At 63.5% G+C, this 14,472-nt stretch carries 9 protein-coding genes and 1 tRNA gene; 6 read left to right on the plus strand and 4 right to left on the minus strand.

Annotated elements, in window-relative coordinates; all coding sequences use genetic code 11:
• Positions 1-535 precede the first annotated feature (535 nt).
• Complete coding sequence (locus VGN93_RS29760; protein ID WP_327510477.1) at positions 536-868, minus strand: hypothetical protein; 333 nt, start codon at positions 866-868, stop codon at positions 536-538.
• Positions 869-1,206: 338 nt separating this feature from the next.
• Positions 1,207-1,296: transfer RNA gene (locus tag VGN93_RS29765), tRNA-Ser, on the minus strand.
• Positions 1,297-1,564: 268 nt separating this feature from the next.
• Between VGN93_RS29765 and VGN93_RS29770 the strand changes: the two genes are divergently transcribed.
• Positions 1,565-2,677, plus strand: coding sequence for a calcium-binding protein (locus VGN93_RS29770; RefSeq protein WP_327510478.1), 1,113 nt, complete (start codon positions 1,565-1,567; stop codon positions 2,675-2,677).
• Positions 2,678-2,939: 262 nt separating this feature from the next.
• Here VGN93_RS29770 and VGN93_RS29775 read toward each other — a convergent pair whose 3' ends face one another.
• The gene (locus VGN93_RS29775; protein WP_327510479.1) at positions 2,940-6,287 is read right to left on the minus strand and encodes a caspase family protein; all 3,348 of its coding nucleotides are present in this window, start codon (positions 6,285-6,287) and stop codon (positions 2,940-2,942) included.
• Between the two features lie 97 nt (positions 6,288-6,384).
• Positions 6,385-7,506 (minus strand): Gfo/Idh/MocA family oxidoreductase, encoded by a 1,122-nt coding sequence (locus VGN93_RS29780; RefSeq protein WP_327510480.1) that lies wholly within the window; start codon positions 7,504-7,506, stop codon positions 6,385-6,387.
• A 133-nt stretch (positions 7,507-7,639) separates the two neighbouring features.
• On the opposite strand from VGN93_RS29780, the gene VGN93_RS29785 reads away from it, so the two are divergent.
• From VGN93_RS29785 to iolB, 5 genes are all read left to right on the plus strand, one after another.
• The gene (locus tag VGN93_RS29785) at positions 7,640-8,512 is read left to right on the plus strand and encodes a MurR/RpiR family transcriptional regulator (RefSeq protein WP_319311210.1); all 873 of its coding nucleotides are present in this window, start codon (positions 7,640-7,642) and stop codon (positions 8,510-8,512) included.
• A gap of 104 nt (positions 8,513-8,616) precedes the next feature.
• On the plus strand, positions 8,617-10,539 hold the full coding sequence (locus VGN93_RS29790; RefSeq protein ID WP_327510481.1) for a bifunctional 5-dehydro-2-deoxygluconokinase/5-dehydro-2-deoxyphosphogluconate aldolase: 1,923 nt from the start codon (positions 8,617-8,619) through the stop codon (positions 10,537-10,539).
• A gap of 23 nt (positions 10,540-10,562) precedes the next feature.
• Positions 10,563-12,413, plus strand: a complete 1,851-nt coding sequence (gene iolD, locus VGN93_RS29795; protein ID WP_327510482.1) for a 3D-(3,5/4)-trihydroxycyclohexane-1,2-dione acylhydrolase (decyclizing) — start codon at positions 10,563-10,565, stop codon at positions 12,411-12,413.
• 169 nt (positions 12,414-12,582) lie between these two features.
• Positions 12,583-13,500 carry a myo-inosose-2 dehydratase gene (gene iolE, locus VGN93_RS29800; RefSeq protein WP_327510483.1) on the plus strand — a complete coding sequence of 306 codons (918 nt, stop codon included), beginning with the start codon at positions 12,583-12,585 and terminating at the stop codon, positions 13,498-13,500.
• 10 nt (positions 13,501-13,510) lie between these two features.
• Positions 13,511-14,305, plus strand: coding sequence for a 5-deoxy-glucuronate isomerase (gene iolB, locus VGN93_RS29805; protein ID WP_327510484.1), 795 nt, complete (start codon positions 13,511-13,513; stop codon positions 14,303-14,305).
• Positions 14,306-14,472: the final 167 nt, after the last annotated feature.

A 14,472-nucleotide genomic window follows, 5' to 3' on the forward strand; every position in this document is an offset into this window, starting at 1 on the left:
GATCAACCGCCCCTGCTTCCGAACCTGAAAATACAAGACGCGCTTCCGTAAGCAATCTCCAAACTGAAAGCAGGTGGGGTTTATGTCAGCCTTCGCCACGCGCTGTTGCGCAAAGGACACAAAATGGCGGACCGGATCGCTAAAAGTTTATGGATCATTAACAAAAGGCCTTATGAAGCGGGCACTTAGCCCGGCAGGACAGCGGTATAACCTTGCCTTAGACCGGGCGAAATAAGGGCAAAGGCCGCACTTTGACGTGGCGGCGACGCATTTTTCCTGTGTCCGCCCTCACCCGCGGCCGAGCCGGCACAGCCGGACGCGGGAATCGGCAGCGGCGGTTTTCACGGTCGATTCGGGTGATTCACGCGGCATGCTCGGGAGGAATTGGACCGGGCGCACTCAATGCGGCCGATAGCGCTGACCAGGCCGGCAACACGACGCTATCCATTCTTCTTTAGAGAGAGCCGGAAAAGGGGCGTTGGATTGATATCCAAACGCGCTGCCGATGAACGCGAAGTGCGAAGAAGCATCCGGTTCACGCGCGAAACTGTTTCTCGTCACGGGTCGAGCCCATCTTCGGGCGATCCGACGGTTGTTCGAGAGATATCGCAGCCTCCGGAGACGGGGCAGAATCGGGCTCCGGAGCGTTGGGGTATCGCGGACGGTCCACTTTATACCGAAAGGCCTCGATCTCGACGGCTGAAAAGCGCCCCTGATCGTGAAGCTCTCTCATTGCGATTGCGACCAGCTCGCTGTCGGCGGCGTTTCGGCCGTCCGCAAGACCATGGCTCACGCCGTCGATAGGGATAACGGCCAGCAATTCATGCCCGCCACTGGTCTTGTAAGCTCTGACAACGATATCGCGCATGCCTGTCTCCATATGGCTACGTAGCATTGCAGGATGTACGTTCCGCACAGGCAATCTATTCTGCCGTGAACGGACAGTTTGAGACGGGTATAGAGGCGTCGAGGCGTCCGGTGACTGCCGGTCGACCACATCCGCCTCTTTCGCCGCCCGCTCCGGCGTCCTCGACCGGTCGAACGCTGGATGCCTCCTGGCAGAAGCGAATCAGGCAAAGGGTGACCGGGGATCCGATTGGAGCGGCGAAACAGCGCGTCGATACCGATACCAAAGCTGTGTGTGGGGGATCGCGCCTTGATTGTCCGTCACAAGATGGAAAAATCAATGCGCTATAGGGGAATGACTGGCGGAGAAGAAGGGATTCGAACCCTCGATACCGTTCCCGGTATACTCCCTTAGCAGGGGAGCGCCTTCGACCACTCGGCCACCTCTCCGCTCGCGGTCCTGATAGGGCCAAAGCCCTCAGCGATCAAGCGCTTTTTCGATTTTTCCCGCAAACATGCGCTTTATACATATCGCGCCTTCCGCCAGGCGGGAACGGGGTTTGCGGCCTGGAATCGGCGCGGCGGGCGCCCGTCCTTGCAATTTTTCGCGCGGGCGGCCTCGAAATTGCCTTCTGTCTCCCCACTTTGTTCAAGAGCGGTTCAGCTTGCCGGCGTTAAACGTCGGACAACAGCAGATGAGTGAGAAAGGAACGAGGACATGGCGTTTGTATATAGAGGCACGAACGGCGATGATTACGTCGTCCAGAACTCGCGCACCGAGGTGGAAATCTACACCTATGGCGGCGATGACGAGATTGTTCTGAACCGGACCGACAGCCGTGGCGGCCTCAACTATGTGGAAGCCGGCAGCGGCAACGACCTCGTGCGCAACAGCTTCGAGGGCGGCAACGACATCTTCCTCGGCTCCGGCAACGACATCTACAAACACAGCGGCGCGGCCAAGGCGAGCGGCGAATATGACGTCGTCAGCGGCGGCGACGGCAATGACCGGTTCGAAGTGAAGACGCTCGCCAGCGACTACAAGGGCGACGCCGGAAACGACACCTTCTATTCCGTCGGCTACCGCAATTCGTTCAATGGCGGCTCCGGCACCGACACGGTCAACTACTCGCTGCAGGATTCGAGCAGCGAGGAAGGCCGCGGCATCTATGTCGATCTCGACCGGGGTTTTGCGCGCGCGGTCAGCGGCCGGAACGAAGAGCTTCGGAGCATCGAGAATGCGACAGGCACCAAATCTAACGACACGCTGATCGGCACCGGCGGCAACAACATCCTGCGCGGCGGCAACGGCAACGACCAGCTCGAAGGCCTCGGCGGCAATGACCGGCTTTATGGCGGTGCCGGCAAGGACGTCATCTACGGCGACAGCGGCAATGACGACCTGTATGGCGACAGCGGCAACGACCGTCTCTATGGCGGCTCGGGCAATGACGACCTGCTCGGCGGCTCCGGCAACGACCTTTTGGTCGGCGGCAGCGGCAACGACTTCCTCGTCGGCGGCTCCGGCGCCGATACGTTCCGCTTCCTGCGCACCTCCGACAGCAAGGTCGGCTCGCAGCGCGACATCATCGACGACTTCAAGCCGGATAGCCAGGACGACGTGATCGATCTGCGCGACATCGACGCCAGGACCGACAGAAGCGGCAACAACTCCTTCACCTTCATCGGCAAGGACGCGTTTTCCGGCACGTCGGGCGAATTGCGCTATTCCGGCACGATCATCTCCGGCGACGTCAATGGCGACGGCCGCGCGGATTTCGAGATTGACGCGGGCCTGACGCGCTACTATTCGAACGACTTCCTGCTCTAAGCTCCGCCCCCGGCACTGGGGGCGCTCCCGAGCTTGTCATGCCGCACGCGCCAGCAACGCGTGCGGCATTTCTCATTTCAGGGCCTTACTTTAGCGGCGCGGGCAAGGCGGCAGCGCATCGTTCAGCCAGGTCCAGACCGTGTCCGCTTCGGCCGAATCACCGGCGCGGCGACAAGGACCGAACCGCGCAGGATTCTTCACCCAAACGAAAACCGCCAGCGACGGTGGTCGCTGGCGGTTTCTTGCCGATGATGATCCGGCGTCAGGTGCGGGCGGCGAGCCGGTCGATGGCGCTCTGCGTCGATGCGCCGAAGTCGCCGTCGATCGGGCCGCTATAGTAGCCGCGATCCTTGAGGATCGACTGGAACTCCTTGCGGAACTGCGGCGTGAAGTTTGCCGGAGAACCCTTGAGTTCCTGGAGCTTGCCCTGGTCGCCGCCTTCGACGCTGGCTGCGGCCCAGCGGGCGGCTTCCTTGGCGTTGGCGCGCGTGCCGAGACCGTGGTCGTAGAGGCGGGAGAGGTTGCCCATGGCATAGGTGTTGCCACCGTTTGCCGCCTTTTCGTACCAGTCGCGGGCCTGGGCATAGTCCTGCTTCACGCCGTTGCCGACATCGTAGAGCCAGCCGATCGAGGCCATCGAATAGTAGTCGTTGAAGGCAGCCGCCTTCTCGTACCACTTGCGGGCTTCGGCATAATCGACCGCGACGCCGAGGCCGGACTGGTAGGCATAGCCGACGGAGGACATCGCGTTGATGTCGCCGCCTTCTGCACCCTTCATGTACCAGTCGAGCGAGACGGCATAGTCACGCTGCGTGCCGAGGCCTTCGCGGTAGAACCAGCCCATCGTGGCCTGCGCGTTGGCATAACCCTGTTCTGCCCCCTTGCGATACCACTTGATGGCCTCGTCATAGTCCTTGCGCGTGCCGTTATAGCCTTCACGGTAGAGCCAGCCGAGAGAGGCCTGGGCATAGGGATTGCCGGCGTTCGAGGCCTGCTCGAACATGCGGATGCCCTTGGCCATGTCGACCGGACCGTCCGTGCCGTAGATCGAATACCAGGCCAGGTTGGTCAGCGCGTAGAGGTTCCCCTCGTCGGCCGCCTTCTGGTAGTGCTCACGCGCCTTGGAGAAGTTCTTTGCGGCGTCGTGGGCACGGCCCAGCATGTTGCGGATCGAGTTGTCCGACGGATTGGCGTTGAGCGCCGCTTCGCAGACCGGGATCGCGCGGCCATAGTCGATCTGCGCGAAGAGCTTTCCGAGGAAGCCCGGACGCAGGTTCGGTTCGCCGGCAAGTTCGTAGCACTGGTCGGCATCCGAACCGGAAAGCGTGACCGTCGACTGGCTGTTGTCGGTGGTGGTCGTCGTCGACGACGACAGCGACGAGCTGTCGTTGCGGCCGGCGGCCAGCTTGTCGATCGCGGCGAGTGTCGCCGCGCCGAATTCGCCATCGGCCGAACCGCTGTAATAACCGCGTTCCTTGAGGAGGCTTTGCATCTCCTTGCGGAAGGCGACGGTGAAGTTCGCGGGGGTTTCCTTGAGTTCCTTCAGCTTGGCAGGATCGCCGCTTTCGACGCTGGCAGCGGCCCAACGGACGGCTTCCTTGGCGTCTGCCGGCGTGCCGAGACCCTGGTCGTAGAGACGCGACAGGTTGCCCATGGCGTAAGCGCTGCCGGAATTGGCAGCCTTCTCGTACCAGTAGCGGGCTTCGACATAGTCCTGCTTCACGCCGTTGCCGACGTCATAGAGCCAGGCCAGCGAGGCCATCGAGTAGGAATCGCCGATATTGGCGGCCTTCTCGTACCAGACCTTGGCTTCCGCATAGTCCTGCGCCGTGCCGAGGCCGTTCTGGTAGGCCCAGCCGAGCGAGGACATGGCGTTTGCGTCGCCGGCATCCGCAGCCTTGCGATACCAGGTCAGCGACTGGACGTAGTCCTGCGAAACGCCGAGGCCTTCGCGGTAGAACCAGCCCATGGTCGCCATGGCATTGGCATAACCCTGGTTGGCCGACTGCTGATACCACTTCACCGCTTCGTTATAGTCCTGGCGCGTGCCGCCATAGCCTTCGCGGTAGAGCCAGCCGAGCGATGCCTGGGCGTAGGAATTGCCGGCGATCGAGGCCTTTTCGAACATCGACAGGCCCTTCGGCACGTCGATCGGGCCGTCCGTGCCGTAGACCGAGAACCAGGCAAGGTTGGTGAGCGCGTACATGTTGCCGAGCTCGATTGCCTTTTCGTAGTTGCGACGGGCTTCGACATAGTTGCGGTCGGCGTCGTGCGCGCGGCCGAGCAGGTTGACGAGCATGCCGTCGGACGGGTTCTCGTTGACGGCCTGCGCGCAGGCGGAAAGCGCCCGCTTGGCATCGATCTTCAGGAAGTTGACGCCGAGGAAGCCCGGCAGCGACTGCGGTTCGCCGGCAAGCAGGAAGCAATCCCGCGAGGCCGGCGTCTCCTTGGAGGCGAGATCGACGCTGAGTCCCTTCTTGGGTTCAAGCGCGGCGATCAGCTGTTCGGCGCTGCTGCGATGCGCGCTGTCGGGATAACGCTCGATGAAGCGCTGGAGCGCTGCCGCATCCGTCGATTCCTTCAGAGCGTCCCAAGCGATGCCCGCGGCATCCTGGCCGTCGTTCTGCGTGGCCTCCTGGAGGCTGGCGAGCTTCTTTTCCGCCAGCATCTTGTAGACCGGATCCTTGCCGTGCTTCGAGATGAAGGCGGCGATCAGGTCCTCGTCGGCGAGATCGCGAATGTTCTGCCAGTCGGCAGCCGCTTCGGACTGGCCGTTCGGCGAGACCTCCTGCGTGTTGCCGCTGTTGGTGACGTTGATGTTGACTTCCTTGATGTTCAGGAAGATCTGCGCGCCACCGAGCGAGCCGTAGACGAAGGGTTCCTGCTCGCGATTGGTGGCTTCCACCACCTCGTCGCGGACCTTGCCGAGCGCGATGCGCACGTCGAGGCCCGGTTCGACCAGGTATTTCGACAGCGCGGTGGCGAACGGGCTGTTCTTGCCCTCGCCATCGAGCGCCACCGTGCCGGCCTTCGAGGCGAAGGCGATCAGCGTATCGGCCGATTCGGGTTCGACGCGGGCGAGACCGCGGGTCACGGCACGGGTGCCGATCGAGCGCGTCATCGACTGCGAGAACGGATTGTTGCGGCAGGCGTCGAGAATGAAGAGTTTCAGCTTCTTGGCGCCTTCGAGCGAGCGCTGCACGCGATCGATCGCCACGCTTTCATCCTCGACGTCACGGTCGCTCTTCAGCGCCGCATCGACGGGGATGAGATAGTTGACCCCGTTCATCTCCATGGCGTGGCCGGAATAGTAGACCACCGCCATATCCGCATCGGCGGACTCATCCTCAAACTCGCGCAGCGCCTTCACCATGGCGCCGCGGTCGAGATCGAGCACAGTCTTGACGGAATCGAAACCCGCCGCCTCGAACGAGGCGCGCATCAGCTCCACATCGTTCGCGGGGTTGTTGAGCTGGGCCGTCTCTTCGTATTTCTGATTGCCTATCAACAGTGCAACGCGTTTCGCCTCTGCGGCGCTCACATTGAACACGACGACAGCAATCGAGACGAAGAGGACCGGCGCCCAGCGTCTCTGCATTTGCTTTAACATGCCCATCCCTCCGGCATTATTGCCGAGAGTATTACGTATGGCCTCCGCCGTTTCAATGAGCCGGCGACCGGATTTTTTTGGCCCGGTCGCCAGAAATTCATTCCGTGGCAATTTCCACCCAGCGCGCCTCGCGGAAAGATTGTGCCATGGCGTGCACGGATTTCTCGATGCGCAGGCCATGATTGAAATCGATGGAATGCGACGCCATGCCTGCAATCGCAGCGATCAGCTCGCGGCATTCGATGACTTTCAGGTCGTTGAAGCCGAGGCCGTGGCCGGGTGCCGGGATGAACCGGTCATAGGGCTTGTGGTGCGGCGCCGTCAGGACTGTGGAAAAGCCCTGCTCGCTCGCCCTCCCCTCGGTCGTATAGAGCTGGAACTCGTTCATGCGCTCCTGATCGAAGAGAATCGTGCCCTTCGAGCCGTAGATCTGCAGCGCGATGCGGCCCTTGCGGCCCCAGGCGGAGCGGTTGGCCATCAGCACGCCGGAAACGCCGCCGGGAAGGCGCATCAGGACGCTGGCAATATCGTGGTTTTCGACCGCGCGGCGGCCGCCATCCTTCAGCGGGCGATCGGCATAGGGTTTTGCCAGCGACGCGATCACCGCCTCGACATGGCCGAACAGGCTCCACAGCAGCGAGAGCGGGTGCACGGCGAAATCGTCGAGCGCGCCGTAGCCGGAGGACGCCTCGCTCTTCCAGTAGAAGGCGGCTTCCGGATCGGCCATGAAGTCCTCGTCCATCTCGACGCGCACATGGTTCACCGTGCCGATGACGCCCTCGTCGATAAGCGAACGAATGTGGCGCATCACCGGGTTCTGGATATAGTTGTAGCCCATGACGGCGACCTTGCCGGAGGAGCGCTGGGCGGCGAGCATGCGCTCGGCATCGGCAAAGGCCGGCGCCATCGGCTTTTCGCACCAGACGTGTTTGCCGGCTTCGAGCGCCGCGATCGCCATGTCGGCATGGAACTGGTTCGGCGTGGTGACGGAGATCACGTCGACCTCCGGATCGGCCAGCAGGTCGCGCCAGTTGGCGGTGGATTTTGCAAAGCCGAATTCGCGGGCGCGGCTTGCCGCAAGATCGGCATTGGCCTCGGCGAGGTGCACGAGGCGCGGGCGGTCGACATCGCCGAACACCGTGCTGACATTGTTCCAGGCGAGCGCATGGCACTTGCCCATGTAACCCGTACCGATCAGTCCTATACCGAGGGCCTTCATGACGTCTCCTCCATCCGCTATATCGTTCGACACTATGTTTAGCCGGAAAGATTTGGAACGAAAACTATCTTTTCCGAGAATATGGAATATTTATTTCATTCACAGCAGAATGGCCGCCTGAGGAGACAGATCCATGAGCAACAGCGAAGCGGCCCAGACGCGCGTACCCCGCGATTTCGACAGCCTGCGCAGCGTCATCATCGAGCGCAAGGCGACCATGCCGAAGCGGCTGGCGCAGGTGGCGGCCTATGCGCTGTCCAACCCGGACGACATGGCCTTTGGCACAGCGGCGAGCATTGCGACCGCGGCCGACGTGCAGCCCTCCACGCTGGTGCGCCTTGCCCATCACCTCGGCTATGAGGGCTTTTCCGACCTCCAGAACGTTTTTCGCGCCCGGTTGCGCGACCGCACACTGTCCTACGAGGAACGGCTGCTGTCGCTGGAGGCCGCGCCGACCGCCAACACGGACACCGAACTGCTTTCCGGCTTCCTGACCGCGGCAAGCCAGTCCGTCGCGCGGCTGGCGAGCACCATCGACGGCGAGATCTTCTCCAAATCCATCGACCTGCTGGCACAGGCCGAGACCATCTATCTCGTCGCCAAGCGCCGCTCCTATCCGCTCACCGCCCACATCGCCTATGCCTTCGGCAAGCTCGGCATCCGCCACCAGATCCTCGCCTCGCCCAACGGCATCGATCCGGAAATCGCCCAGTTCGCCACCGCGAAAGATGCGGTGATCGCGGCAAGCTTCGCCCCCTACGCCGCCGACAGCCTTGCGCAGGCGCAGGAACTGGCGAGCCGCGGCGTGCCGATCGTCGCCATCACGGATTCGGTCTTCTCGCCCCTCGCCACCTCCGCCACCCACTGGTTCGAGGTCTCGGAGGCCGATTTTGCGGGCTTCCGTTCGCTGTCCGCCTCCATGGCGCTGGCCATGGCGCTTCCCGTCGCGATTGCCGAAAAACGCCGTAGCCAGCGACGAAGCACCAAACGAAACGGCGCGGAATAGAACGGAATAAATATTCCGAATTGACATAATAATGGAATTCATGTTTCATTTTCCCGACATACCGCCGCAGTGAGATGGCGGCGCCGCGAGACCGGGAGGAACACATGCCGCACCTTGACCAGGACAGGACGCTCGACGTCATCACGATCGGCCGCTCGTCCGTCGACCTCTACGGCCAGCAGCTCGGCACGCGTCTGGAAGACACCGCCTCCTTCGCCAAGTCCGTCGGCGGCTGCCCGGCCAATATCGCGATCGGCACCGCCCGCCTCGGGCTCAAATCCGCGCTCATCACCCGCGTCGGCGACGAGCAGATGGGCCGTTTCATCCGCGAACAATCCGCCCGTGAAGGGGTGAATGTCGAAGGCATCCGCACCGACAAGGACCGCCTCACCGCGCTCGTCCTGCTCGCCATCGAATCCGAGGGCGTCTCGCCGATGATCTTCGTGCGCACCGACTGTGCCGACATGGCGCTCGACGAGGGCGACGTGGACGAGGTTTTCGTGCGATCTTCCCGGGCGGTGCTGGTCTCCGGCACGCATTTCTCCCGCCCCAACACCGAGGCCGCCCAGCGCAAGGCGATCCGCATCGCCAAGGAAAACGGCGGCAAGGTCATCTTCGACATCGACTACCGCCCGAACCTCTGGGGCCTTGCCGGCCATGCGGAAGGCTTCGAGCGCTATGTGAAGTCTGACCGCGTCTCGACCATCCTGAAATCCGTGCTGCCGGATTGCGACCTGATCGTCGGCACCGAAGAGGAGATCATGATCGCGTCGGGCGCCGACGACGTGCTGTCGTCGCTCAAGGCCATCCGCGCCGTTTCGCCGGCCACCATCGTGCTGAAACGCGGCGCCATGGGCTGCATCGTCTATGACGGGCCGATTTCGGACGATCTGGAAGATGGCGTCGTCGGCGACGGGTTTCCGATCGAGGTCTATAATGTGCTGGGCGCGGGCGATGCCTTCCTATCCGGCTTCCTGCGCGGCTGGCTGAAGGGCGAGGACCACAAGACGTCGGCCACCTGGGCCAATGCCTGCGGCGCCTTCGCCGTCTCCCGCCTGCTCTGCTCACCGGAATATCCGAGCTGGGAAGAACTCGCCTTCTTCCTGAAGAACGGCAGCAAGCGCCGCGCGCTGCGCAAGGACGAGGCGATCAACCACATCCACTGGGCGACCAACCGCAAGCAGGGCGACATTCCGCTCCTGATGGCGCTCGCCTGCGACCACCGCATGCAGCTCGTCGACGTCGCCGACGAACTGAAGGTGCCGCACGAAAAAATTTCCGCGTTCAAGCGGCTGACCGTCAAGGCCGCCGCGCGCGTCGCAGACGGCCGGCCGGGCTACGGCATGCTGATCGACGAGCGGTTCGGCCGCGATGCCTTCTTCGACGCCGCGACGCAAAATTTCTCCTGGCTCGGCCGTCCGGTCGAGCTGCCGGGCTCCAAGCCGCTGCGTTTCGAGTTCAGCCAGGACATCGGCTCGCAGCTCGTCGAATGGCCGCTCGACCATTGCATCAAGTGCCTGTGCTTCTACCATCCGGACGATCCGGCGGCCCTCAAGACGGAGCAGCAGGAGAAGCTGCGCACGCTTTTCGAGGCCGCGCGCCGCGTCGGTCGCGAATTGCTGGTCGAGATCATCGCCGGCAAGAACGGGCCGCTCAAGGATGACACCGTGTCGACGGCGCTTCAGGAACTCTACGATCTCGGCATCAAGCCGGACTGGTGGAAGCTGGAGCCGCAGGCGTCTGCCGGCCCATGGCGGAACATCGAGGCGGTGATCGCCAAAAATGATGCTTATTGCCGTGGTATCGTGCTGCTCGGCCTGGAAGCGCCGACCGAGGATCTGGTGAAGGCCTTCGAGGCGACGAAGGTTGCGCCGTCCGTGAAGGGCTTTGCCGTCGGGCGCACGATCTTCGTCGATGCCGCCCGCGCCTGGATGGCCGGCAAGATGGATGACGAGGCAGCGATCGCCGACATGGCCGGCCGCTTCCGCGAGCTGACCGACGCATGGCTTCGCACGCGCGGTCTGTGAATAGAGAATACGGGAGGAATACAATGTCAAAGACGATCCGGCTGACGATGGCGCAAGCCATTGCGCATTTCCTGAAGGCACAGATGACGGTCGTCGACGGCAAGAGACAGCCGATCTTCGCGGGCGTCTGGGGCATTTTCGGCCACGGCAACGTCGCGGGCATGGGGGAAGCGCTCTATCAGGTGCGCAATACGCTGCCGACGCTGCGCGCCCATAACGAACAGGGCATGGCGCATGCCGCCGTCGCCTTCGCCAAGGCGAGCTTCCGCCAGCGCTTCATGGCCTGCACGACCTCGATCGGCCCCGGCGCGCTGAACATGATCACCGCTGCGGGCGTTGCGCATGTCAACCGCCTGCCCGTGCTGTTCCTGCCCGGCGACGTTTTCGCCAATCGCATTCCCGACCCGGTTCTCCAGCAGATCGAGAATTTCGGCGACGGCACCGTTTCGGTCAACGACGCCTTCCGCTGCGTCTCGCGCTATTTCGACCGCATCACGCGGCCCGAGCAGATCATCCCGGCGCTGAAGCGCACCATGCAGGTGCTGACCGACCCGGTCGATTGCGGGCCGGTGACGCTGTCGCTCTGCCAGGACGTGCAGGCGGAAGCCTATGATTATCCGGCGAGCCTGTTCGAAGAAAAGGTCTGGACGCAGCGCCGCCCTCGCCCCGACGCGGACGAACTCGCGGCCGCCATCGCGACGCTGCGCAAGGCGGAACGTCCGCTGATCATCGCCGGCGGCGGCGTGCTTTATTCGCAGGCGACGGCCGAGCTGAAGGCCTTTGCCGGCATGCACGGCATTCCCGTCGCCGTCACCCAGGCCGGCAAATCGGCGCTGCCGGACGACCATCCGCTCTGCATGGGCTCGGTCGGCGTCACCGGCACCTCCGCCGCCAATGCCTTTGCCGAGGAGGCGGACGTCATCCTCGCCGTCGGCACCCGCATGCAGGATTTCACCACCGGCTCCTGGGCGCTCTTCAAGGGCGACGGCGTCAGGATGATCGGCCTCAACACCGTCGCCTTCGATGCCGCCAAGCATGACAGCCAGCCGCTCGTCGCCGATGCGCGCGAGGGGCTGACGCTGCTCTCTGAAGCACTCGGCGGCTGGAAGGCTCCGGCCTCGGTGGAAGCGGCAGCCAAGAGCCGCAAGGAAGAGTGGATGGCGGCCGTTACGAAGGCGACTGCCGCCACCAATGCCGACCTGCCCTCCGATGCGCAGGTCATCGGCGCCGTGCAGCGCGCGATCGGCGGCGAGAATTCGGTGCTCGTCTGCGCCGCCGGCGGCCTGCCGGGCGAGTTGCACAAGCTGTGGCAGGCGCACAAGCCCGGCGGCTATCATATGGAATACGGCTTTTCCTGCATGGGCTACGAGATTGCCGGCGGCCTCGGCGTCAAGCTCGCGCGGCCGGAGGCGGATGTCGTCGTCATGGTCGGCGACGGCTCCTACATGATGATGAATTCCGAGCTGTCGACCTCCATCATGCTCGGCCAGAAGCTGACGATCGTCGTGCTCGACAACCGCGGCTACGGCTGCATCAACCGGCTGCAGATGGCCACCGGCGGCGCCAACTTCAACAACCTCCTGAAGGACTCGATGATCGAGATGATGCCCGACATCGATTTTCGCGCGCATGCCGAAAGCATGGGGGCGGTCGCCGTGAAGGTGTCCTCCATCGCCGACCTCGAAACCGCCATCCAGAGCAGCAAGGGCAATGATCGCACCTCGGTGATCGTCATCGACACGGACCCGCTGGTGACCACGCAGGAAGGTGGCCACTGGTGGGATGTGGCGGTGCCGGAAGTCAGCCCGCGCGGCGAGGTGAATGCGGCGCGCGCGGCCTATGTGAAGGCACGGGCGGCGCAGACGGTCGGCTAGGACACAAACCACCCCTCCCCGTCATCCTCGGGCTTGACCCGAGGATCCACCCACACGGCACGCCGGAGAGAGTGGCATGGATCCTCGGGTCAAGCCCGAGGATGACGGAGGAGAGGGAGGCAGAAACAATGACATGGGAGGCCGTTGCCTCCCCCAAGGAGATTTTGAGATGAAAGCCAAACTCGGCATGTCGCCCATCGCCTGGTGGAACGACGACCTTCCGGACCTCAGCGACGACGTGTCCCTGGAGGAATGCCTGCGGCAATCGCGCAGCGCAGGCTTCACCGGCATGGAAAAGGGCCGCCGCTTCCCGGAAGATCCCGCGGTGATGCTGCCCATCCTGCGTGCGGCCGACGTGACGCTGTGCGGCGGCTGGTTCTCCGGCACGCTGGTCGACGAGGAACTCGCGGTCAACAAGGACCGCATCACCCCGATGATCGAGCTGTTCAAGGCGGTCAACGCGCCCTGCATCGTCTATGGCGAAGTCGGCCGGTCCATCCAGGGCGACCGCTCCAAGCCGCTCGCCACCAAGCCGCGTCTTTCCGACGACGAGATGAAGGCCTATGGCCGCCGCCTCACGGCATTCGGCGAATGGTGCGCCGATCAGGGCATGCCGCTCTCCTACCACCACCACATGGCCGCCGTGGTGGAGACCGAGCCGGAACTCGACGCCTTCATGCGCGCGTCCGGCGAAGGCATTCCGCTGCTGCTCGATGCCGGCCACCTGGCCTTTGCCGGCGGCGACGTGCTGCGCGCCATCGACAACCACCACGCCCGCATCAACCACGTGCATGTCAAGGATATCCGCCAGGGCGTGGTCGACGGGCTCGATCGCAGCAAACAATCCTTCCTCGACGCGGTGGCGCTCGGCGCCTTTACCGTGCCGGGCGACGGCTCGCTCGATTTCGGCGCGATCGTCCAGCGGCTGGCCGACCACGGCTATGAAGGCTGGTTCGTCGTGGAGGCCGAACAGGACCCGCGCAAGGCGCCGCCGCAGAAAATGGCCGAGATCGGTTATGCGGAACTGATGCGCGTGATGACCGCCGCGGGTTATACCGTGGAGACGGAAGGTTTTCCGAAAGGATAGGAACAAGCTCATGCCGAACCTCATCGTAAAACCGGAAGGCGCCCACGGTCGCGTCAGCCATGTGACCCCGGAAAGCGCCGGCTGGACCTATGTCGGCTTCGACATGCACCACATGCGGCCGGGCGAGATTCTTTCCGCCGAGACGGGAAGCCGCGAGGTCTGCCTCGTCTGGATTTCCGGCAAGGGCAAGGCGACGGCCGCCGGCCAGGATTTCGGCGTGCTGGGCGAGCGCATGAGCCCGTTCGAGGGCGCGCCGCATGCACTTTATATACCGGCGGATTCCAGCTGGTCGGTGACGGCGGAAACCGATCTGGAACTCGCCGTCTGCTCGGCACCGGGCGGCGGCGACTTCAAGGCGAAGGCCATCCCGCCAGGAACGCATCCGAAGGTCAGCCGCGGCAAGGGCTCGAACGTCCGCCACGTCTATAACATCATGCCGGAAAACGACGGTTCGGCACATTCGCTGCTGGTCGTGGAGGTCATCACGCCGAGCGGCAACACCTCGTCCTATCCCTCGCACAAACACGACCAGGACGACCTGCCCAACGAAAGTTTCCTGGAAGAGACCTACTACCACCGCCTCAACCCGCCGCAGGGCTTTGCCTTCCAGCGCGTCTATACGGACGACCGCTCGCTCGACGAGGCCATGGCGGTGGAGGATCGCGACGTGACGCTGGTGCCGAAGGGCTACCACCCCTGCGCCACCATCCACGGCTACGATCTCTATTATCTCAACGTGATGGCCGGGCCGAAACGGGTGTGGAAGTTCCACAACGCCAAGGAACACGAGTGGCTGCTGGCTTGACGTCACAACGGCGGGTGCTGTCGGCCGTTCGTACCCCCCTCTGCCCTGCCGGGCATCTCCCCCTCAAGGGGGAGATCGGCAGGAGGCATGAACCCCGTTCAGACCGCGTCGTCCTTGAGGGGCGAAACGTTGCTCCATCCGATCTCCCCCCTTGAGGGCAGGGCTAT

It is taken from the genome of Shinella sp. (genome assembly GCF_035998705.1).
Classification (GTDB): Bacteria; Pseudomonadota; Alphaproteobacteria; order Rhizobiales; family Rhizobiaceae; genus Shinella.